This is a genomic window from Nocardioides cavernae, assembly GCF_013410035.1.
Classification (GTDB): Bacteria; Actinomycetota; Actinomycetes; order Propionibacteriales; family Nocardioidaceae; genus Nocardioides; species Nocardioides cavernae_A.
In genome coordinates, this window is record NZ_JACCBW010000001.1 from 1,119,713 (window position 1) to 1,139,987 (window position 20,275).

The 20,275-nt window shown below is 74.3% G+C and carries 19 protein-coding genes; 10 read left to right on the top strand and 9 right to left on the bottom strand.

What is annotated here, in order from left to right; all coding sequences use genetic code 11:
• Positions 1 to 6: 6 nt before the first annotated feature.
• Positions 7 to 696: a class E sortase gene (locus F4692_RS05510; RefSeq protein WP_179618585.1), complete on the bottom strand. Its 690-nt coding sequence runs from the start codon at positions 694 to 696 to the stop codon at positions 7 to 9.
• 42 nt (positions 697 to 738) lie between these two features.
• On the opposite strand from F4692_RS05510, the gene F4692_RS05515 reads away from it, so the two are divergent.
• Positions 739 to 1,923, top strand: coding sequence for a pyridoxal phosphate-dependent aminotransferase (locus tag F4692_RS05515; RefSeq protein ID WP_179618586.1), 1,185 nt, complete (start codon positions 739 to 741; stop codon positions 1,921 to 1,923).
• Positions 1,924 to 1,935: 12 nt separating this feature from the next.
• On the opposite strand, the gene F4692_RS05520 is transcribed toward F4692_RS05515, so the two are convergent.
• Together F4692_RS05520 and F4692_RS05525 are read right to left on the bottom strand one after the other, a co-directional pair.
• Positions 1,936 to 2,703 carry a DUF2304 domain-containing protein gene (locus F4692_RS05520; RefSeq protein ID WP_179618587.1) on the bottom strand — a complete coding sequence of 256 codons (768 nt, stop codon included), beginning with the start codon at positions 2,701 to 2,703 and terminating at the stop codon, positions 1,936 to 1,938.
• A 33-nt stretch (positions 2,704 to 2,736) separates the two neighbouring features.
• Complete coding sequence (locus tag F4692_RS05525; protein WP_179618588.1) at positions 2,737 to 3,810, bottom strand: hypothetical protein; 1,074 nt, start codon at positions 3,808 to 3,810, stop codon at positions 2,737 to 2,739.
• Positions 3,811 to 3,953: 143 nt separating this feature from the next.
• On the opposite strand from F4692_RS05525, the gene F4692_RS05530 reads away from it, so the two are divergent.
• Positions 3,954 to 4,850 carry an ATP-binding cassette domain-containing protein gene (locus F4692_RS05530; RefSeq protein WP_179618589.1) on the top strand — a complete coding sequence of 299 codons (897 nt, stop codon included), beginning with the start codon at positions 3,954 to 3,956 and terminating at the stop codon, positions 4,848 to 4,850.
• Positions 4,847 to 5,674 carry an ABC transporter permease gene (locus F4692_RS05535; protein ID WP_179618590.1) on the top strand — a complete coding sequence of 276 codons (828 nt, stop codon included), beginning with the start codon at positions 4,847 to 4,849 and terminating at the stop codon, positions 5,672 to 5,674. The genes F4692_RS05530 and F4692_RS05535 overlap by 4 nt, the downstream gene beginning before the upstream one ends.
• A 64-nt stretch (positions 5,675 to 5,738) precedes the next feature.
• Here F4692_RS05535 and F4692_RS05540 read toward each other — a convergent pair whose 3' ends face one another.
• Positions 5,739 to 6,377, bottom strand: a complete 639-nt coding sequence (locus tag F4692_RS05540) for a DUF6461 domain-containing protein (protein ID WP_179618591.1) — start codon at positions 6,375 to 6,377, stop codon at positions 5,739 to 5,741.
• Between the two features lie 47 nt (positions 6,378 to 6,424).
• Here F4692_RS05540 and F4692_RS05545 point away from each other — a divergent pair, with 47 nt between their 5' ends.
• A complete protein-coding gene (locus F4692_RS05545) occupies positions 6,425 to 6,967 on the top strand; it encodes a cysteine hydrolase family protein (protein ID WP_179618592.1) in 543 nt (180 codons plus the stop codon).
• Complete coding sequence (locus F4692_RS05550) at positions 6,964 to 7,905, top strand: PfkB family carbohydrate kinase (protein ID WP_179618593.1); 942 nt, start codon at positions 6,964 to 6,966, stop codon at positions 7,903 to 7,905. The genes F4692_RS05545 and F4692_RS05550 overlap by 4 nt, the downstream gene beginning before the upstream one ends.
• Positions 7,906 to 7,908: 3 nt before the next feature.
• Here the strand turns inward: F4692_RS05550 and F4692_RS05555 are convergent, their stop codons facing one another.
• The 5 genes from F4692_RS05555 to kdgD are packed head-to-tail and all read right to left on the bottom strand — an operon-like array spanning position 7,909 to position 13,724.
• Entirely contained in the window at positions 7,909 to 8,979 is a 1,071-nt protein-coding gene (locus F4692_RS05555; protein WP_179618594.1) for a YihY/virulence factor BrkB family protein, read from the bottom strand.
• A gap of 45 nt (positions 8,980 to 9,024) precedes the next feature.
• Positions 9,025 to 9,954: an alpha/beta hydrolase gene (locus F4692_RS05560; protein ID WP_308645167.1), complete on the bottom strand. Its 930-nt coding sequence runs from the start codon at positions 9,952 to 9,954 to the stop codon at positions 9,025 to 9,027.
• Positions 9,951 to 11,270, bottom strand: coding sequence for an enolase C-terminal domain-like protein (locus F4692_RS05565; RefSeq protein WP_308645168.1), 1,320 nt, complete (start codon positions 11,268 to 11,270; stop codon positions 9,951 to 9,953). Before F4692_RS05565 ends, F4692_RS05560 begins: the two co-directional genes overlap by 4 nt.
• Complete coding sequence (locus tag F4692_RS05570; RefSeq protein WP_179618595.1) at positions 11,267 to 12,754, bottom strand: aldehyde dehydrogenase (NADP(+)); 1,488 nt, start codon at positions 12,752 to 12,754, stop codon at positions 11,267 to 11,269. Before F4692_RS05570 ends, F4692_RS05565 begins: the two co-directional genes overlap by 4 nt.
• A 43-nt stretch (positions 12,755 to 12,797) precedes the next feature.
• Entirely contained in the window at positions 12,798 to 13,724 is a 927-nt protein-coding gene (kdgD, locus tag F4692_RS05575) for a 5-dehydro-4-deoxyglucarate dehydratase (protein WP_179618596.1), read from the bottom strand.
• Between the two features lie 195 nt (positions 13,725 to 13,919).
• Between kdgD and F4692_RS05580 the strand changes: the two genes are divergently transcribed.
• The 5 genes from F4692_RS05580 to F4692_RS05600 all read left to right on the top strand — a co-directional run bounded on the left by F4692_RS05580 (position 13,920) and on the right by F4692_RS05600 (position 20,199).
• On the top strand, positions 13,920 to 14,582 hold the full coding sequence (locus F4692_RS05580; RefSeq protein ID WP_179618597.1) for a hypothetical protein: 663 nt from the start codon (positions 13,920 to 13,922) through the stop codon (positions 14,580 to 14,582).
• 92 nt (positions 14,583 to 14,674) lie between these two features.
• Positions 14,675 to 17,902: an ATP-binding protein gene (locus F4692_RS05585; protein WP_179618598.1), complete on the top strand. Its 3,228-nt coding sequence runs from the start codon at positions 14,675 to 14,677 to the stop codon at positions 17,900 to 17,902.
• Between the two features lie 53 nt (positions 17,903 to 17,955).
• The gene (locus tag F4692_RS05590; RefSeq protein WP_179618599.1) at positions 17,956 to 18,552 is read left to right on the top strand and encodes an FAD-binding protein; all 597 of its coding nucleotides are present in this window, start codon (positions 17,956 to 17,958) and stop codon (positions 18,550 to 18,552) included.
• Positions 18,549 to 19,268: a hemerythrin domain-containing protein gene (locus F4692_RS05595; protein ID WP_179618600.1), complete on the top strand. Its 720-nt coding sequence runs from the start codon at positions 18,549 to 18,551 to the stop codon at positions 19,266 to 19,268. Before F4692_RS05590 ends, F4692_RS05595 begins: the two co-directional genes overlap by 4 nt.
• A gap of 16 nt (positions 19,269 to 19,284) precedes the next feature.
• Positions 19,285 to 20,199 (top strand): GNAT family N-acetyltransferase, encoded by a 915-nt coding sequence (locus F4692_RS05600; protein WP_179618601.1) that lies wholly within the window; start codon positions 19,285 to 19,287, stop codon positions 20,197 to 20,199.
• Positions 20,200 to 20,275 lie beyond the last annotated feature (76 nt).

A 20,275-nucleotide genomic window follows, 5' to 3' on the forward strand; every position in this document is an offset into this window, starting at 1 on the left:
AGCAGCCTAGCGAGCCGTACGCTCCCGCGACTCGAGGTGCCCGAACGCGACGAGCCGGTCGTCGGTGTGGAACAGCTCGGAGCAGGTGGTGAGGGTGAGCAGCCGCTGGCCGGGCTCCTGCGCCGGCTGCACCCCGCCGTCCGGGTTCGCCGGCAGCGCGTCGAGCACCCAGCCGGCGGTGAACGGGACGGTCAGGTCGTCGCCGCCACTGTCGAGCACGTAGGTGTAGGTCCACTCCCGGGTCTCGACGACGACCTCGTCCCCCGGCGCGAGCTCGGGCATGCCGCGCAGCGGCTCGCCGTGGGTGACCCGGTGGGCCGCGACGGCGAAGTTGCCCTTCCCGCCCGGCGCGGGGCCGTTCGCGAACCGCCCGAACCCGGCTGCGAGGACGTCCTCGGACGTGCCCTCGAGCAGCGGGACGGCGTAGTCGTCGCCGAACCGGGGGATGCGCACGATCGCGGACACCCGGCCCCTGTCGGTCCGGACCGGACCGGACGAGGCTCGTCCGTCCTCCTGGGCCCACGCCCGTCGCACGTCCTCGACGAGGGCTCGGTGCGTGCGCTGCGAGACCACGTTGGTGCCCCACACCTGCCAGGCGACGTACGCCCCCAGCACGAGGCCCGCGACGACCAGCAGCGCGCCGACCCGACCGAGCCAGCGGCCGCCCGCGCTCCGGGCTGCAGGGGGCTCGGCCATGCCTGCAGTCTGCCAAAGCCAGCCGGTGGCTAGCCTCGAGCCATGGCCCTCTCCGTGCCCCTGTCCACGCGCCTCGCCCACATCCCGCCGACCGTCTTCAGCGAGATGTCGGCGCTCGCGGTGCGCACGGGCGCGATCAACCTGGGCCAGGGCTTCCCGGACGTCGACGGCCCCGCGTCCGTGATCGCGGCGGCGGAGGAGGCGCTCGCCTCGGGCGCGAACCAGTACGCCCCGGGCATCGGCGTCCCGGCCCTGCGCGCGGCCGTCGCGCGCCACCAGGGGCGCCACTACGGCCTCGAGGTGGACCCCGACCGCGAGGTGGTCGTGACGACCGGCTGCACCGAGGCGATCGCGGCGGCCCTGCTCGGCCTGGTCGACCCGGGCGACGAGGTGGTGGTCCTGGAGCCCTACTACGACTCCTACGTCGCGATGCTCGACATGTGCGGCGCGGTCCGCCGCCCGGTGACCCTGCGCGCGCCCGACTTCCGTCCGGACCCCGAGGACCTGCGCGCGGCCGTCACGAGCCGTACGAAGGCGATCCTGCTCAACACGCCGCACAACCCGACCGGCACCGTCCTGACCCGCGAGGAGCTGCAGCTCGTGGCGAACCTCGCGATCGAGCACGACGTCCTCGTCCTCACCGACGAGGTCTACGAGCACCTCGTCTTCGACGACGCCCGCTCCGCCGAGGGGCACGTGCCGATCGCGACGCTGCCGGGCATGTGGGAGCGCACCCTCACCCTGTCCAGCGCCGGGAAGTCCTACTCCGTCACCGGCTGGAAGGTCGGCTGGGCCACCGGTCCCGCTCCGCTGGTGCAGGCGGTGCTCGCCGCCAAGCAGTGGCTCACCTTCACCTCGGGCTCGCCGCTGCAGCCGGCCGTCGCGCACGCGCTCGACCACGAGCCCGACTGGCCGCGCGCGCTCGCACGCGACCTGCAGCAGCGTCGCGACCTGCTCTGCGAGGGGCTCACCGCCGCCGGGCTGTCCCCGCGTGTGCCGGAGGGCACCTACTTCGCGACCACCGACGTCAGCCACCTCGGCTGGGCGGACGGCCGCGAGCTCTGCCTCGCCCTGCCCGAGCGCGCGGGCGTCGTCGCGATCCCCACCCAGGGGTTCTACGACGACCCGGAGGCAGGACGCCAGCTGGTGCGCTGGGCGTTCTGCAAGGAGCCCGACGTCATCCGCGCGGGCGTACGCCGCCTGGCCGAGGCCGACCTGCAGCGCTGACCCGCACGACCGTCACCGACCGGGGTAGTCCTGCGGCGGGTAGTCCGTGCCGGACCCGCCGTCGGTGGAGTCGTAGGTCGGCGGCTGCTGGCCGTAGGGGTTGTCCTGCCCGCCGTGGCCGTGCTGGCCCGTGCTCGGGTACGCCTGCCCGTACGCGGCGGGGGCCTGGCCGCCGCCCCTGAACCAGTCGCCCGCGCCGCCGACGAAGAGCAGCACGATGACGGCGACCGCGGCGAGCAGCGGGACGAGGGAGATCCCGCTGGCGATGCCGAGCAGGGACAGGAGGGCCACGACGCTGCTCGAGATCACCAGCAGGATCCGCGCGACGTTGGAGCGCCGGAGCACGAACACGGCCAGGACCACGGCGATCAGCGACCACAGGATGAAGAAGCCGAGGAAGGCGAAGGTCGCCCCGAGCGCGGACTCGGGGTCGACGTTGAGGTCGCGGAACTCGGGCGAACGCTCGATCTCCCGGACGAAGTCGTCGCGAGCGACCACCATCGCCACGAGCGCGAGCCCGAAGAGCGCCGCGACCAGGCCGGAGAACGCGATCGTGATCCATGCCGCGGCCGTCACCGTGCCCGGACGACGGCCGGTGCCCGGCTTCTGGTCGTACGCCTGCGGGTAGCCCTGGCCGTAGGGCTGCTGGCCGTAGGGCGCAGGCTGCTGCTGGCCGTAGCCGGGCTGCTGGCCGTAGGGGCTCTGGCCGGTGGGCGGCGGACCGTAGGGGTCCTGCCCGTAGGGGCTGTGCGTCGGGCCGGGATCGCTGGGCTCGCTCATGCCCCTATCTCACCACGTCGGCGGTTGCGGCGATCAGCGCGCGTCGACGGCGAACCAGCGCCGGACGTCGACGCGGCGCAGGCACACCACGGTGGCCACCGCGGCGGCGGCCGGGAGCAGCACCAGCGGGGTGCTGAGCACGAGCGCGAAGCAGCCGCCGGCGCTGAAGGCGGCGCTGACCATGAGCCCGCGTCGGGCCCACTCGCGCCGGGCCATCGCGAAGCCGGCGAGCAGCAGGGCGACCAGGCACCAGACGATGAACGCCCCGGCGACCGCGAGGACCGTGCTGCGCAGCTGCTCCAGGGTCAGGCCGTCCTCGACCAGCTGCGGCTGCTGGTCCTCCAGCACGTCCATCAGGAACTCGGGCGACAGGCCGGCGATCGCCACCCACAGCAGCGACATCGCGAGGAGGCCGCCCGCGGTGACGACGGTGATGACGAACGCGGCGACCATCGCGCCCGGGCGCTGCGGCGCGGGGCGCCAGGTGCCCGGGGGCGGCGGTGGCGGCGGGGTCGACGGGTGCGGCTCGCCGAAGGGGCGGACGGCGGGCGGCGGGGTGCTGGAGGCGACCGGTGGCTGCGGCGGACGGCCCCACGGGTCACCCTGCCCGCCGAGGGCGTCGGACCGCGGGCGGCCCCGCTCCGCGTCGCGGGCCGGGGGCGGCTCCGGCGGTGTCCACCTCCCGGTGGCGAACCACTCGCGGCCCGGCTGCATCCAGAGCATGGCCGCGCCGGCGGCGACGAAGGAGCCGGCGATGCCCCCGGCGGGGATCCCGGTGACGAAGAGCGGCACGGCGAAGAGGGTCAGGGCGAGCCGCGCGGACCGGTCGGGGCTGCGGACGTACCAGCCGAGGATCGCCGTGGCGCACGCGCACACCGCGGCGACCATGCAGGAGATGCGGAGCAGCTCGGTCGTGCCGTCGACGGTGAGGCCCCACGACGAGAACGGCGCGTCGGCGAGCACCCCCTCGATCGCCTCGCGGGTCTCCAGCGAGCCCAGCGAGGAGACGCGCTCCCAGACCGTCAGCAGCACCACCACGGACGAGAACATGACGATCGCCGACGCCAGGGTGACCTGGGGCGGACGCTGCGTGGTGGGCTGGCTCACCGGGCCATTGTCCCAAGGACGACCCAACGCACGACGCGGCGGCTCCCGGGGTGCCCCTCCGGGGGTTCTCAGGGTCGCCCTCAGGGACCGGAGGGCCCCTCTCCCCGATGCGCGGGCCGGCTCGGCGGCACGAGGCTGGACCCATGATCAGCGTCGAGCACCTCACCAAGCACTACGGCCACTTCACGGCCGTCGACAACGTCTCCTTCACGGCCGCCACCGGCCGCGTGACCGGCTTCCTCGGCCCCAACGGTGCCGGCAAGTCCACCACCATGCGGATCATGGTCGGGCTGACCCGGCCGAGCACCGGTCACGTGACCATCAGCGGCAGCGACTACCGCGAGCTCGTCAACCCCGGCCTGGAGGTCGGCGTCCTGCTGGACGCCTCGGCGCAGCACGCCGGGCGCAGCGGTCGCGAGATCCTCGCGATCGCCGCCCAGACCATGGGCCTGCCGCGGTCCCGGGTGTCGGAGACCCTGGCCCGCGTCGGCCTCACCGAGTCGGAGGCCGAGCGCCGCGTTCGCAACTACTCCCTCGGCATGCGCCAGCGCCTGGGCCTCGCGACCGCCCTCATCGGCGACCCGCAGGTGCTGATCCTCGACGAGCCCGCCAACGGCCTCGACCCGGCCGGCATCCGCTGGATGAGGGACCTGCTCCGGGGGTTCGCCGACGCCGGCGGCACCGTGCTGCTGTCGTCGCACCTGCTCCACGAGATCGAGGTCATCGCCGACGACATCGTCGTGATCGGCCAGGGCCGGATCGTCGCCCAGGGCAGCAAGAGCGAGCTGCTCGCCGCGGCCGGCACGCTCGTGCGCACCGCCGACCCCGAGCGCCTCGCCCGGGCCCTGGCCGAGGCGTCGGTCACCACCACCCCGATCGACGGCGGCCTGCGCGTCGACGCCGATCCCGAGCTCGTGGGCGAGACCGCCCACCGCGCGGGCGTGGCCCTGCGCGAGCTGCGCGCCGCCGACGGCGCCGGCCTGGAGGAGATGTTCCTCGAGCTCACCGCCGAGACCGCCCGCGAAGGAGCAGCAGCATGAGCACGACGACCCTCACCACGACCCCGGCACCCTCGACCCCGGTCGACGCGTCGACCCGCCCCGCACGCGTCGTACGCCCCATCCCCACCACCCGGCTCGTCGGGGTCGAGCTGCGCAAGATGTTCGACACCCGCGCCGGCTTCTGGATGATGGCGAGCGTCGGCATCGTGTCGGTCCTCGCCACCGCGGCCGTGATCATCTGGGCGCCCGACGAGGCGATCACGCAGAACACGTTCTCGACCGCGATCGGCATGCCGCTGTCCGTGGTGCTGCCGATCATCGCCATCATGTCGATCACCGGCGAGTACAGCCAGCGGACCGGCCTCACGACGTACACCCTCGTGCCCTGGCGCGGCCGGGTCATCGCGTCCAAGCTCGTCGCCACCCTGCTCGTCGGCGTCGTGTCGATGCTCCTGGCCCTGGCCGTCGGCGCGCTCGGGAACCTGCTCGGCTCGGCCGTCACCGGGCTCGACGCGACCTGGGACATCACGCTCGCCCAGCTCGGCCTCATCGTGCTCGCCAACATCCTCGGGATGCTGATGGGCTTCATGCTGGGCGTGCTGTTCCGGTCCACCCCCGGTGCGATCGTCGGCTACTTCGTCTACTCGTTCGTGCTGCCCGTCGCGCTGGGCACCCTGGCCGCGTTCCAGGAGTGGTTCCGTGACCTCCAGCCGTGGGTCGACGTGCAGTTCGCGATCACCCGCCTGTTCGACAACTCGATGACCGCCGAGTACTGGCAGCAGCTCGCGGTCACGACGCTCGTGTGGCTCTGGATCCCGCTGGCCGTCGGCCTGCGCGCGATCCTCCGCGCCGAGGTGAAGTAGGTCCCCCTGCTTCCTCGGGCGAGTCGGCGGCCACCGGTCGGGGGACCGGTGGTCGCCGACGTCGTCACGACCCGTCGGTCTCGCGACGCGCGCTGAGCTCGGTGGCGTACGCCAGCGTGCGGACCGGCAGCTCCTCGACCGTGCGGTCGTCCCAGTCGCGGAGCAGGTCGTCGGCACCGAGGTGGATCCCGGTGACGAGCTCGGCCATCGCCAGCCCCACCGCGAACGCGAGGGCGGCGCTGTCGTCGTCGTCCTCGTCGCTGTCGAGGTCCACCCGGGCCAGGTCGAGGAGCGGGCGCAGCTCGTCGGGCACCCGGGACAGGTCGTCGGCGTCGAGGAAGGTGTACTCGGGATCGTCGAAGAGGAGCACGCCGTCGCGGGCGCACCCGAACCTGTCCCAGGCCTGGATGTCGGAGCCGACGACCGCCGCGCTGCGTCCGCCCTCCGACAGCCGCGTCAGCGCCTCGACGGTCGGCCCGGCGAAGCCGCTGTGCTCCATCGCCAGCACCCCGCCGTCCACCTCGACGAACACGTAGGCCGAGCGCTCGTCGTCCTGCACCACCTCCCCGTCGGCCAGGCCGGCGTCGGCGGCGACCACGCTCCTCACGTCGGCCACCGTGGCGCCGGACACGACCAGGACGGTGAGTGACTCGGTGTCGACGTCCTCGGTGACCTGCGTGTAGTGCTCCACCCGTTCGCTCATGGACGGACCCTACGCACCCGGCCCGGGGTCTCTGACAGGCTGGCGGCATGCGCACCGACGCCTGGCTGGTCGTGATCGACCCGCAGCGGATCTTCGCCTCGCCGGACAGCGAGTGGGGCTCGCCGATGTTCCCCGGGATCGTCGATCCCGTACGCCGCCTCGCCGCCGCGGCGGGCGAGCGCACCGTGGTCACCCGCTGGGTGCCCGCAGCCGACCCGCGGGGCAGCTGGGCGGCGTACATGCGGGCCTGGCCCTTCGCCGACGTGCCGGAGGGTGACCGGCTCCTCGAGCTGGTGCCGGAGGCGGAGGGGCTCGCGAGCGCGGTGGTGTCCCTGCCGACCTTCGGCAAGTGGGGGGACGCCCTGGAGGCCGTCACGGGTCCCACGCCACACCTCGTGCTGGCGGGCGTCTCGACCGACTGCTGCGTGGTGTCGACCGCCCTCGCCGCGGCCGACGCCGGCGCGACCATCACGGTCGTCACCGACGCGTGCGCCGGCTCGACGGTCGAGAACCACGACGCGGCGATGCGGGTGATGTCGCTCTACCCGCCCCAGATCACGCTCGCGACCACCGCGGAGGTCCTCGGGTGAGCCGCGTCATCCACACCGGCCAGGCACTGGTCGACGTCGTCGTCGAGGTGCCCGACCTCCCGGTCCGCGGCCAGAACGTGATGGCCGCGTCCGCGACCGACTACGCCGGCGGCGCGGTCACCGTCCTCGTCGCGGCCGCCCGCTTCGGCGCGGAGTGCGTGCAGGCCGGGGCGATCGGGACCGGCCCCCACGGCGACATCGTCCGCCGCGCGCTGGAGACCGAGGGCATCGCGGCCTCCGCCCCACCCGTCGAGGGCCTCGACACCGGCATCTGCGTGGTGATGGTCGAGCCCAGCGCCGAGCGGACCTTCGTGACGACCCTCGGCGCCGAGCGCCGGATCTCCGTCGACTCCCTGGCGACCTCCGAACCGCGGGCGGGCGACCTGGTCTGCGTCACCGGCTTCTCGCTCGCCCTCGACAGCACCCGCGACCCGCTGCTCGCGTGGCTCCCGGCGCTTGACCCGGACGTGGTGGTCGTGCTGGACCCCGGTGCGGCGTTCGCTGACCTGCCCGAGGGCGTACGCGCCGCGATGCTCGAGGTCACCGACGTCTGGTCGAGCAACGCGGAGGAGGCCGAGGGCCTGCTGCGCGCCGTCGGTCAGGAGCCGCCGTCCGACCTCGCCGCGCTGACCATCGCGATCGCCCCGCTGCTGCGCGGCGACGCCGTCGCGATCGTCCGCGACGGACCGCAGGGGTGCGCCGTGCATGTCGACGGCGCGACGACGTACGTCCCCGGTTTCCCGCAGACACCGGTCGACACCAACGGTGCGGGTGACACCCACACCGGCGCGCTGCTGGCGGAGGTCGCCGCCGGTACGCCCTGGGTGGAGGGCTGCCGGCGGGCCAACGCCGCGGCCGCCATCAAGGTCACCCGCCGGGGACCGGAGTCGGCGCCGACGGCCGCCGAGGTCGACGACTTCCTGGCCCGCCTCGGCTGAACGTCAGGAGCGCCCGCGCGAGCGACGCAGCCGACGACCGCGCTCGACGTCCTCCTGCTCCTTCTCGGCAGCCTTGTCGGACTTCCGGGTGTCGCGCGGCGGCAGCTGGAGCTCCTCCTCGGCCGCGATCCCGGCCTGCAGCTGGCGGCCGCGCTCCACCTCGGCGTCGAGCTCGGCGCCGAAGAGGAGGGCGAGGTTGGTGATCCACAGCCACAGCAGGAACGCGATGACGCCGGCCAGCGACCCGTAGGTCTTGTCGTAGCTGGAGAAGTTCGCGACGTAGAACCCGAAGGCCGCGGACGCGACGACCCACACCACGATGGCGACGAGCGCGCCGATGCTGATCCAGCGGAACTTCGGCTGCTTCACGTTGGGGGTGAAGTAGTAGAGCAGGGCGACCATCAGCACCACGACGGCCAGCAGGACCGGCCACTTCGCGATGCTCCACACGGTGACCGCGGCGGACTCGAGGCCGATCGCGCGACCGACCGCCTCGGCGGCGGGCCCGGTCAGCACGAGCCCGACCGCGACGACGGCGGCCAGCAGCACCAGGACGAGGGTGATGAGCAGCATGACCGGGCGCAGCTTCCAGAACGGCCGGCCCTCGTCGATCTCGTAGATGCGGTTCATGCCGCGGCCGAAGGCGTTGACGTAGCCGGACGCCGACCACAGGGCCGTCGCGAGACCGATGACCAGCGCCAGCCCGGCACCCTGGCTGGACGCGAGGTCCGTCAGGGTCGGCTCGAGGGTGTCCGCCGCCGAGGTCGCGCCGACCTGTCGCAGGATGTCGAGCAGCGTGGTCACGGTCTGCTGCGGCTCGCTGACGAGCCCGACCAGCGACAGCAGCGCGATCGCGGCGGGGAACATCGCGAGGACGCCGTAGTAGGTCAGGGCGGCCGCGAGGTCGGTGCACTGGTCGTCGGAGAACTCCCGCACCGTCTTGCGGAGCGAGTACTTCCAGGTCGGCTTCGCGAGGTCGTCGGGCGAGTCGGGCTTGTGCCCGGCGTCAGGAGCAGGCGCGGTGCGCTCGCGCTCGGAGCTGTCGGACCTCGCGTCCTCGTCGTGGTGCGTCATGGAGTGCCAGTGCCCGCCCGCACCGCCGTCATGCGCGAGTCGCGTTCAGCGCACCGTTTGGAGCAGTTCGGCGAAGCGACGGTTGACGTCCGAGGTCGCGGCCGCGGCGGCCGGTGAGACGTGGCCCTGGTCCAGGAACCCGTGGATCATCCCGTCGTACCGGACCGCGTCGACGCGCACGCCCGCAGCGGCGAGACCGGCGGCGTACGCCTCCCCCTCGTCGCGCAGGAGGTCGCACTCGGCGGTCGCGACGACCGCGGGCGGCAGTCCGGCGAGGTCCCCGTGGAGCGGGGAGTGCCACGGGTCGTCGGGATCCGGGTCGGAGCCCGAGAAGTAGAGCGTGTTGATGTGGTCGGTCATCGCCCGCGACAGCAGGAAGCCGCTGGCGAACTCGTCCTTCGACGGGTGGTGGCCGAGCAGGTCCGTCGCCGGGTAGACGAGCAGCTGCGCCGCCACCGGCACGTCGCCCCGGAGCTCCTGCGTCGCGACGGCGGCCAGGTTGCCTCCCGCCGAGTCGCCGGCGACGGCGAGCACGTCCGCGCCGCCGTAGGTGTCGAGTCGGCCGGCGACCCAGCGGACCGCCGCGACCGCGTCCCGGGTCGCGGCCGGCCAGGGGTGCTCCGGCGCGAGGCGGTAGTCGATGCTGACGAGGACGGCGCCGGTGTCGCGCACCAGGCGGCGCACGACCTGGTCGTGGGTGTCCAGGTCGCCGCGGAACCACCCCCCGCCGTGGAAGTAGACGACAGTCGGCACAGGGCCGTCGGCATCGTGGGGCCGGTAGACCCGGGCCGGCAGGTCGTCGACGTGCTCGTCGGTCACCTCGCCGACGCGGACGACGTCCTCGGGCCGCACGCTGTCGACGCGGAGCGCCCGCATGCCGGCGCGCGCCTCGGCGATCGTCATCTCGGGGACGGGCCGGCCGCGCTGGGCCTCCACCACGGCGATGAACGCCGCGAGGTCGGGGTCGAGGCTCACCGCACGAGGCAGGGGCGCTTGGGGTCGAACGCCCAGTCCTCGACGAGGTACTGCATGGCGACGGCGTCGTCGCGCGCACCCAGGCCGTGCTCGAGGTAGAGCTCGTGCGCCTCGTCGAGCCGGGCGCGGTCGAGGGACACGCCGAGGCCGGGTGTCGTCGGCACCTCGATCGCGCCGTCGACGATCTCGAGCGGTGCGGTGGTCAGGCCCTGGCCGTCCTGCCAGATCCAGTGGGTGTCCAGCGCGGTGATCTCGCCCGGGGCGGCGGCACCGACCTGGGTGAACATGGCGAGGGAGACGTCGAAGTGGTTGTTGGAGTGCGAGCCCCACGTCAGCCCGAAGTCGTGGCACAGCTGGGCGACCCGGACCGAGCCCGCCATCGTCCAGAAGTGCGGGTCGGCGAGCGGGATGTCGACGGCGTTGGTCCGCACGGCGTCGGCCATCTGGCGCCAGTCGGTGGCCACCATGTTGGTCGCCGTGCGCAGGCCGGTGCGGCGCTTGAACTGGGCCATCACCTCGCGCCCGGAGTAGCCGCCCTCGGCGCCGCACGGGTCCTCGGCGTACGCCAGGACGTCGTCCTTGCCCCGCAGCAGCCGCACGGCGTCCTCGAGCAGCCAGCCGCCGTTGGGGTCGAGGGTGATCCGCGCGTCGGGGAAGCGCTCGTGCAGGGCGGTGACCGCGGCGACCTCCTCCTCGCCGGGCAGCACGCCGCCCTTGAGCTTGAAGTCGGCGAAGCCGTAGCGGGCCTGCGCGGCCTCGGCGAGGCGTACGACCGCCTCGGGGGTCATCGCCTCCTCGCGACGCACCCGCTCCCAGTCGTCCACGCCGCCCGGCTCGCGCAGGTAGGGCAGGTCCGTGCGGTCGGGGTCCCCGACGTAGAAGAGGTAGCCCAGCATCGGCACGCGGTCGCGCTGCTGGCCGTCGCCGAGGAGCTCGGCCACCGGCACGCCGAGGGCCTGGCCCGACAGGTCCAGCAGCGCCGACTCGAGCGCGGTGACCGCGTGGATGGTGGTGCGGAGGTCGAAGGTCTGCAGGCCGCGCCCGCCGGCGTCCCGGTCGGCGTACGCCGTCGCGACCCGCCGCAGCAGCGTGCGGAACGCCGCGACCGGCTGGCCGACGAGGATCTCGGCGGCGTCGGCGACGGTCCGTCGGATGGCCTCGCCGCCCGGCACCTCGCCCAGGCCCTCGCGGCCCTCGGAGTCGGTGACGATGGCGATGTTGCGGGTGAAGAAGGGCCCGTGCGCGCCGCTCAGGTTGAGCAGCATCGAGTCGTGCCCGGCGACCGGGACGACGTCGACCTTCGCGATGGTGCTCACTGCTCGAGCTCTCCGTCGACGCGGCGGCGCAGGCCCCACGGGTTGGCGTCGCTCACGGCCTCCGGCAGGAGCGCGGCAGGCACGTCCTGGTAGGCGACCGGGCGCTGGAACCGCTCGATGGCGAGGCTGCCGACGCTGGTCGTGCGGGAGTCGGACGTCGCCGGGAACGGGCCGCCGTGGACCATCGCGTGCCCGACCTCGACGCCGGTCGGCCAGCCGTTGAAGAGCACGCGGCCGGCCTTCGTCTCGAGGACCGGCAGCAGCGCGGCGGCGGCGTCGGTGTCGGCGTCGGTCGCGTGGACGGTGGCGGTCAGCTGCCCCTCGAGGCCCTCGAGCCGCGGGAGCAGGTCGGCGACGTCGTCGTAGCGGACCACGACGCCGGAGGCGCCGAAGACCTCGTCGGTGACCGGGTGCTCGAGCACCGAGGTCTCGACGACCTGGGGTGCCGGGGCGAGGTCGCCCGCGGCGCTGCCCTCCGCGACGACCCGGACCCCGCTGGCGTCGCGCAGCGCGGCCGTGCCGGTGCGGTAGGCCTCGGCGATGCCGGGGGTGAGCATCGTCTGGCCGGTCGCCCCGGTGACGGCCTCACCGGCGGCGCGCAGGAACGCGTCGCCCTCCTCGCCGGCTGGGAGGAAGAGCAGGCCGGGGTTGGTGCAGAACTGGCCCGAGCCGAGCGTGAGGCTGCCGACGTACGCCTGGGCGAAGGCCGCGGTGTCGTGGGCGGCGAGCGCACCGGGGAGCACCACGACGGGGTTGATCGACGACATCTCGGCGTAGACGGGGATCGGGACCTCGCGCTCGGCGGCGGCGCGGACGAGGGCGAGGCCCCCACTGCGGGACCCGGTGAAGCCGACGGCGGTGATGCGCGGGTCGGCGACGAGCTCCTGGCCGGTCTCGATCCCCCCGAGGACGAAGGAGAAGGTGCCGGCGGGCAGGCCGGACCGCTCGACCGCGCGGGTGATGGCGCGGGCGACGAGCGTGCCGGTGACCGGGTGGGCCGGGTGGCCCTTCACGACGACGGGGCAGCCGGCGGCGAGCGCCGAGGCGGTGTCGCCGCCCGCGGTCGAGAACGCGAGCGGGAAGTTGCTGGCGCCGAAGACGGCCACCGGGCCGAGCGGCACCATCCGCTGGCGGATGTCGGGACGCGGCAGGGGCGTACGGTCCGGCAGCGCCGGGTCGATCCGGACGCCGAGGTGGTCGCCCCGGGCCACGACGCCGGCGAACATCCGCAGCTGGCCGGTCGTGCGGCCGACCTCCCCGGTGATGCGCGCCTCGGGGAGCCCGCTCTCGCGGACGGCCTCGACGATGATCGCGTCCTTGTCGGCCTCGATCTCGGCGGCGACGGCCTCGAGGAAGGCGCTGCGCTGCTCGGGGCTGGTGGCGCGGTAGGCGGCGAACGCCTCGGCGGCGGCCGCGGTGGCGGCGGCGACGTCGGGCTGCTCGGAGTCGGTGCCTGCGATGATGCTGGTCGCCTGGTCGGTCACGGGGTTCCTCTCGTTGCGGTGCGGCGCGTGGCGGGGCGGGTGCTCAGGCGTTCGAGCCTGCCACCTTGTCCACGAGCGCCTGGAGCTCGTCGCGCTCGTGGTCGAGCAGGTCGGACAGCGGCGGGCGCACCGGACCCGCGGGGCGACCGACCGCGGCGAGGCCGGCCTTGACGATCGACACCGAGTAGCCGGACTCGCGGTCGCGGATCTTGGTGTAGGGGATGACGAAGTCGGTGAGCATCGCGTAGACCGCGTCGCGGTCCTGGCGGCGTACGGCGGCGTAGAAGTCGAGCGCGAACTGCGGGACGAAGTTGAAGATCGCCGAGCTGTAGGTGGTCACGCCGAGCTGCAGCAGCGGCAGCGCGAAGACCTCGGCGGTCGGCAGGCCGCCGACGTAGAAGAGCCGGTCACCGAGCTGGGCGTAGGTGCGGGTCATCTGCTCGATGCCGCCGACGCCGTCCTTGAAGCCGACGAGGTTGGCGTTGCGCTGGCAGGCCTGCTCCAGCGCGTCGGCGCCGATGACGGCGTTGGCGCGGGAGTAGAAGATGACGCCGAGGCTGGTGGCCTCGCACACGGCACTGATGTGCTCCACGAGACCGCGCTGGCCGGCCTCGGTCAGGTAGGGCGGCATGAGCAGGATGCCGTCGGCGCCGGCCTCCTCCGCGGCTCGGACCTGGGCCACGGCGTTGACGGTCGAGCCCGTGGCAGGCGCGAGGACGGGTACCTTGCCGGCAGCGCCCGCGATCGCCGCGCGCACCACGCGGTCGGTCTCCTCGGCGTTGAGCGAGAAGCCCTCCCCCGTGCCGCCGGCGGCGAAGAGGCCGGCGACGGGGTAGCCGCTGAGCCACTCGAGGTGCTCGCGGTAGGCCGGCTCGTCGAACTGCAGGTCCGCGTCGAAGTGGGTCACCGGGAACGACAGCAGGCCGCTGCCCAGGGTCTTCACGAGCTCGGTGGGGCTGTACGTCGTCACGGGTCTTCCTTCGGTCCGAGGCGGTGCCAGTCATGGCTGAGAGGCGGGGCGGTGTGGCGGTGCTCACCAACCTAGGAAGCACGAGCGATGCCTGTCCAAGCCCGCTTTTGGATGGGGTGATGCACCGGGAGCATCGACGGTCGACGGGAAGTCGCCTGCAACCGCCTCGCAAGCGGGGCGGCGCACGGTGGCGGCATGACCACCACCACGCTCTACCGTCTCAGCGCCGTCGCGCTCGTCCTGTCCTTCGTCGTCAGCCTCGCCGGAGGGGTGCTGCACCCCGTCGTCGACGGCCAGTCGCACTCCATCGAGGCCTTCCTGGCGCCCCGCTCGCCGTGGGCGCAGTACCTCATCTATGCCGGGGCGCTCCTGCTCATGCTCGGGCTGCCGGGCGGCTACCTCTTCTTCCGCGAGTCCGTCGGCAGGCTCGGCTTCGTCGGGTTCGCCACCTACATGCTCGGCAACGCACTCAGCGCCATGTCCCACCTCGTCGTGGAGGCGTTCGTCGGCCCGATGCTCGCCGCCGACCCGGCGGCGCGCCACCTCGTCCCCGACAGCGGCGAGATCTTCGATGCCGGATCGTTCGTCGCCCTCCAGGCCGGCGGCGGGATCGTCTTCCTCCTCGGCATGCTGCTCATCGGCATCTCCCTGGTCCGGGCGCACGATGTCCCGACCTGGGTCGGGGTCGTGCTCGTGGCCGGGGCGCTCGCGCTGTTCGTGCCCTTCCCCGAGCGGCCGGGCCTGACCGGGCTGCTCGTCGAGCTGCCGCGCGGCGTCGCGGTCGCCGCACTCGGCGTGCTCGTGCTGCGACGCGTCGGCCGCACGACCAGCGCCGAGCGGGAGCTGGTCCACGCCTGAGCCGTCGGCCGGGCGACCGGCTGCAAGTGCCCTGCAAGTGGGGCGGTCGACGATGGACCTCGTCAACCGCCCCTCCTCCCTAGGATCAGCCCATGCTCGAGGTCCGCGCCTTCGGGAGCGTCCGCGCCACCCTCGACGGCACACCCGTCGACCTGGGCGGCCCGCGCCAGCGTGCGGTGCTGGGCATGCTGGTCGCGACCGGCGGCCGCACGGTCTCCACCGACCGCTTCCTCGAGGAGCTCTGGAGCGGCGAGCCGCCGCCCAGCGCGACGGGCGCGCTCCAGGCGTACGTCTCCCGCCTGCGCTCGGCGCTGGAGCCGGCACGCGAGAGGCGACGCCCCGCCAGCGTCCTCGTCAGCAACCCGCCGGGGTACGCCCTGGCCCGCCCGGTCGAGCAGGTCGACACCTGGCGCTTCTCCGACCTCGTGCGCCGCGCCGCAGGGCTCGACGACCAGCTGGCCGTCGACCTGCTCGACGAGGCCCTCGGGCTGTGGACCGACGACCCCTTCGCCGAGTACCTCGACCAGGAATGGGCAGCGACCGAGGCCACGCGACTGCGCGAGCAGCGCGCCGAGGCCGTCGAGCTGCGCGCCACCGCCCTGCTCCGCCTCGGCCGCGGCGGGCAGGTGATCCCCGCCCTCGAGGAGCACGTCCGCGCCCACCCGCTGCGTGAGCAGCCGGTGGCCCTGCTGGCCCGCGCCTACTACCAGTCGGGACGCCAGGCCGAGGCGCTGGCCGTGCTCGCCTCGCTGCGGGAGCGGCTCGTCGACGAGCTCGGCGTGGACCCCGGGCCCGAGCTGCGGCAGCTCGAGTCCGACGTGCTCCGCCAGGCCGACCACCTCGCCGCTCCGGTCCGGCCCGAGCCGAGCCCCGCCACGCACCGGCCGCCCGCACCAACGGCACCGCGCTCGTCCTCCGAGGGGCCTCTCCTCATCGGTCGCGAGGACGAGCTCGCCCGCCTCGCGACCGCCGCGGAGCAGGTCCGGCACCGGGCCGGCGTGGTGTGGGTCGAGGGTGACGCCGGGTTCGGCAAATCCGCGGTCGTGTCCCGCTTCGCCGACCAGTCCGTCGGGTCCTGGTCGGCCGTCCGCGGCCACTGCTCGGAGGTCGCCGGTGCGCCGACCGGGCACGCCTGGCTGGAGGTCCTCGACGGCCTCGACGTCCCGCGCCCGGGCCGCAGCGACGCGTTCGCGCTCGCCGACGCGGTGCGGCTCGCGCTGCAGGAGCGTGGGGCGCGCACGCTTCTCCTCCTCGAGGACGTCCACCGCGCCGACGACGAGACGCTCCAGGTGCTGTGGCACCTGCTCGAGGCCACCGAGGCGCCCGTCCTCGTCGTCGCCACCTTCCGCAGCCACGAGGTGGGCCGCGACCTCGCCGCCGCGCTCGCACTGACCACGGAGCGCACCCACGACCGCATCGTCCTCGGCGGCCTCGACCCCCGCGCCGCCCGCGAGGTCCTCGCGCACCACGTCGACGCGGCCCTCCCCGACGCGGTGTGGCGCCGGCTCGTCGAGCGGTCGGCCGGCAACCCGCTCTTCCTGCGTCAGCTCGCGCAGCTCGTCGGCTCCGAGGGGATCGCCTCGGTCGACACCGTCCCGGTCGCCATCCGCGACCTCCTGCTGCGCCGCATCGAACGTCTCCCGCAGGCGAGCGTCGACGCGCTGTCCCGCGCGTCGGTGCTCGGGCGCGACATCGACTTCGACCTCGTCCTGGCGTTCGAGCAGGAGTGGGGAGACGCGGACGAGGACGCGCTCGCCAACCACCTCGACGCCGGGCTCGTCGCCGGCCTGCTCGACAGCCCCCGGCCCGCCGAGCTGCGGTTCACCCACGCGCTGATCCGTGACACGTTCTACGGCCGCCTCCCACCGCTGCGCCGCACGCGGCTGCACCGCGCCGCGCTCGCGGCGTACCGCAAGGAGCGGCCCGACCGGACCGAGGAGATCGCCCACCACGCCGCGGAGAGCCTCGACCGGCGCACGGCGGCCGAGGCGGTGCCCCTGCTGCTGGCCGCGGCGGAGCGCAACGGGTACGCCGGCGCCGTGCCCCACCTCCGCACGGCCCTGCGTGCCCTCGAGCTCGCGGGCGCCGATCCCCGCGACTCCTTCGGCGTGCGGCTCGAGCTCGTACGGGCGCTGGCCCGCGACGGCAACAGCACGGCCGCGGTCGCCGAGCGTCGCCTCGCCGTCGAGGAGGCCACGGCGCACGGCACGGTCCTCGACGTCGCTCGCGCCTGGCAGTGGCAGTCGCCGATGATGTGGACCCGACGCGCGAGCGACCGCGCGGACGGGTCGACGATCGCCGAGCTGCGCGGGCTCCTGACCGAGGTCGGCGACCGCGACCCGGCGCTGAGGATCGAGCTCCTCAACGCCCTCGTCATCGAGGCCGACCCGTGGAACATCGACGTCGTCGTGGACGCGGCCGCGGAGGCCACCGCCCTGGCCGCCGAGCTGGGCGACCCCGAGCTGGAGTGCCGGGCGCTCAACGCCGCGTACTTCGGCGTGCTCGCCGCCGACCACCCCGACCTCCTCGGCCGCATCGGGTCCCGGCTGCTGGAGGTGGCCGGCGCCGCCGACCTGCACGGCTACGCCGCCGTCGCCCACATGCACCTGCACTCGGCCGCGATCGCGGAGGCCGACCTCGGCACCGCGGGCGCCCACATCGAGGCGGCCGTGCGGGCCGGCACGAGCGGCCAGCTGCCCGAGCTGCTGCTGCTCTCGTCGATCTTCGAGGCGACGACCCTGCTGCTCCAGTCGGACCTGGACGGCGCCCGCGAGGGCTTCGAGCGGATCTGCGAGGTCATCACCGCCTCGGGAGACCCCAACGGCTTCTACATCTGGCTGTGGTCGAGGTTCGCCATCGACTTCGCCGGCGGGGACACTTCCGCGCTGCACGAGCACGCCGTGCGGATGACCGAGATGATGCCGTGGCACTCGCGCGACCTCGTGGTGGTCACCCTGCTCGACGCCGGCGACCGCGACGGCGCCCGTGCGGCGTGGTCACCGACACCGATGCAGCACGACGCGACGTGGTTGTTCGACGTCGCGGTGCGCGCCCACATCGTGCACGAGCTCGACGACGTCGAGCAGGCCCGCGTGGTCTACGACGCGATGCTGCCCTGGTCGGGCCAGCTCACCCGGTCGCTCAACGGGGCGCTGTCGATGGGGCCCGTCGACCACTACCTGGGGTTGCTGGCCCTCACGCTCGGCGACCGGGCGCTGGCCGACCACCACCTCGAGCGGGCCCAGCGCCTGACCGGACCGGGGCAGGCGACCACGTGGGACCGGACCTGGGTGCGTACGCCCTCCCACCTGCGTTCGTGAGGCTGCAAGTCAGCCGCCAGTGAGCGGCAAGTGACCGGGGCGACCGTGGCGGCATGACCCACCGAGCTCCCCCCGTCCCGCCGCTCGCGGTCGACGCCCTGCGCCGCACCGTGGCGGGCTCGACCGCCTACCCCGCCGACCCCGCGTACGGGCCGCTCCTCGTCGACCACGCCCGGACGTGCACCTGCGCGCCCGCGGTGGTCGTGGTCCCCTCCACGGAGGCCGCGGTCGGCGCGGCGGTGGACGTGGCGCGCGCCCACGGCCTGGTCGTCTGCGGACCGGCGCCCCACGCGGAACCGTCGATGCTGGTGCTCACGCACGCGCTCGACCGCGTCGAGGTCGACGCGCACGCCCGCGTCGCCACGGCCGGGCCCGGTGCGACGTGGGCCGCCGTCACCGCCGCCGCCGCCCTCTCCGGGCTCGTCGCCGTGCCCTCGTCCGACCCGACCGCCACGGTCGCCGAGGCGGTCGCCGCCGGCACCGCCGAGCCGCACGGTGCCCGCGTCGTCCGCGCGGACGGCTACGCGCACCTCGTCACGTCGCCGGCGTCGGCGCCCGACGACATCGGGGCGTGGGTCGTCACCGCCCTCCTGCTCCCGCTCCACCCGTCAGCCCGTCCCGCCCACCTCACCGAGAGGACCACCTCATGACCGACACGCTCGTCCCCCAGCCCCTGCTCCTGCCCGGCCAGGCCGCCGCGCCTCCCGGCCCGTGCGACATGACGGGGATGTACGTCATGCACCACGCGTTCCGCCGCGACCTGGCCCGCTTCGCCACGGCCGTGCGCCGCACGCCGCTCGACGAGCACGGCACGTGGCGCGCCCTGGCGGACCGGTGGGCACGCTTCGCCCACGAGCTCCACGAGCACCACACCAAGGAGGACGTCGGCATCTGGCCGCTCCTGCTCGAGCGCGTCGACGACGCCGACCGGTCCGTGCTCGTGGCGATGGAGGCCGAGCACGGCCTCGTCGACCCGCTGCTCGAGCGCGTCGGCGCCGGCCTGGCGCGCCTCGCGCAGGCACCCCGGGCGGACGTCACCGAGGGGGAGCGCACCGACCTCGCCGACACCGTCGCCGAGCTGCGCACCGCCCTCGACCAGCACCTGTCGCACGAGGAGCAGGACGCGATCCGCATCATCCAGGCCCACGTCACCGCGGAGGAGTGGGCCGACCTGGAGGCACGGGTCCTGCGCGGCAACCCCACCCCGCGGCAGATGCTCTTCATGCTCCCGTGGGCGACCGACGACCTCCCGCAGGAAGCGGTCGACCGGCTCCTCGGCGGCGCCCCCGCCCCGGTGCGGTGGTTCCACGCGCTCGGCCGCCGGTCGTACGCGCTCCTCGACCGTCGCGCCTTCGCCCACGCCTGAACGAGACACTGTCGACATGGAGCTCCACCTGCCTGCGGGCCTCACCCACCGTCCGCTCACCCTCGCCGACGCACCCGTCGTGCTCGGCCTCATCGCCGCCGAGGAGGTCCACGACCTCGGCGAGTCCTCCATGACGCTCGAGGACGTCGAGGCCGACTGGGCGCGCCCCAGCTATGACATCGCCTCCAGCACCGTGGGCGTGCTGGAGGGCGACCGGCTCATCGCGTACGCCGACCTCAGCACCCCGACCGTCGCCTACACCGCCGTGCTCCCCGAGGAGCAGGGCCGGGGCATCGGGACGGCGCTCGCCGCCTGGCTCCAGGCGCGGGCACGCTCGGCCGGCGCCGACCGCGTCGGCACCCAGGTCCCCCAGGACAGCGCGGCCGACCGGCTCATGCGCGACCTCGGCTACGAGCTGGTGTGGACCGCGTGGGACCTCGAGCTGCCGCCCGAGACGGAGATCGCCGCACGACCGCTTCCGGCCGGGTTCGCGCTCGCCGACGCCGGCCCGGACGACTTCGCGGACGCGTGGACGCTCCTCGAGGACGCCTTCCTCGAGTGGGCCGACCGCGACCGCCAGTCGTTCGACGACTTCGGCGCCCGCGTGTGGGAACGCCCGGGCTACGAGCCGTGGAACCTGCGCCTGGTCCGCGACGCCCGCGGCGAGCTGGTCGGGGCCACCCACGTGCACCTGTCCGGGTCCGGCGACGGGTCCGTGTCGGCGTACGTCGCCAAGGTCGCGGTGCGTCTCGACCACCGCGGTCGCGGGCTTGCGCCCGCCATGCTCGTCGACGCCTTCGGCGCCGCGCGTGCGCACGGCGCCACCCGGTCCTACCTCTCCACCGACACGCGCGCCGGCGCCCGCGGGCTCTACGAGCGGGTGGGCATGGTCGTCACCTCGACCTGGGTCAACCGCAGCAAGCGTCTCTGACGAGGGGGGCGAGGGGGACGAGGGGGACGGGGCTGGTGGGACAGCGGACTGCAAGGCAGCCGCAAGGCCCTCGGGG

Bases quoted from the DNA above. Each gene is read 5' to 3' on its own strand.
- F4692_RS05510 (WP_179618585.1), bottom strand. From the start codon at position 696: ATGGCCGAGCCCCCTGCAGCCCGGAGCGCGGGCGGCCGCTGGCTCGGT.
- F4692_RS05515 (WP_179618586.1), top strand. From the start codon at position 739: ATGGCCCTCTCCGTGCCCCTGTCCACGCGCCTCGCCCACATCCCGCCG.
- F4692_RS05520 (WP_179618587.1), bottom strand. From the start codon at position 2,703: ATGAGCGAGCCCAGCGATCCCGGCCCGACGCACAGCCCCTACGGGCAG.
- F4692_RS05530 (WP_179618589.1), top strand. From the start codon at position 3,954: ATGATCAGCGTCGAGCACCTCACCAAGCACTACGGCCACTTCACGGCC.
- F4692_RS05535 (WP_179618590.1), top strand. From the start codon at position 4,847: ATGAGCACGACGACCCTCACCACGACCCCGGCACCCTCGACCCCGGTC.
- F4692_RS05540 (WP_179618591.1), bottom strand. From the start codon at position 6,377: ATGAGCGAACGGGTGGAGCACTACACGCAGGTCACCGAGGACGTCGAC.
- F4692_RS05545 (WP_179618592.1), top strand. From the start codon at position 6,425: ATGCGCACCGACGCCTGGCTGGTCGTGATCGACCCGCAGCGGATCTTC.
- F4692_RS05555 (WP_179618594.1), bottom strand. From the start codon at position 8,979: ATGACGCACCACGACGAGGACGCGAGGTCCGACAGCTCCGAGCGCGAG.
- F4692_RS05580 (WP_179618597.1), top strand. From the start codon at position 13,920: ATGACCACCACCACGCTCTACCGTCTCAGCGCCGTCGCGCTCGTCCTG.
- F4692_RS05585 (WP_179618598.1), top strand. From the start codon at position 14,675: ATGCTCGAGGTCCGCGCCTTCGGGAGCGTCCGCGCCACCCTCGACGGC.
- F4692_RS05590 (WP_179618599.1), top strand. From the start codon at position 17,956: ATGACCCACCGAGCTCCCCCCGTCCCGCCGCTCGCGGTCGACGCCCTG.
- F4692_RS05595 (WP_179618600.1), top strand. From the start codon at position 18,549: ATGACCGACACGCTCGTCCCCCAGCCCCTGCTCCTGCCCGGCCAGGCC.
- F4692_RS05600 (WP_179618601.1), top strand. From the start codon at position 19,285: ATGGAGCTCCACCTGCCTGCGGGCCTCACCCACCGTCCGCTCACCCTC.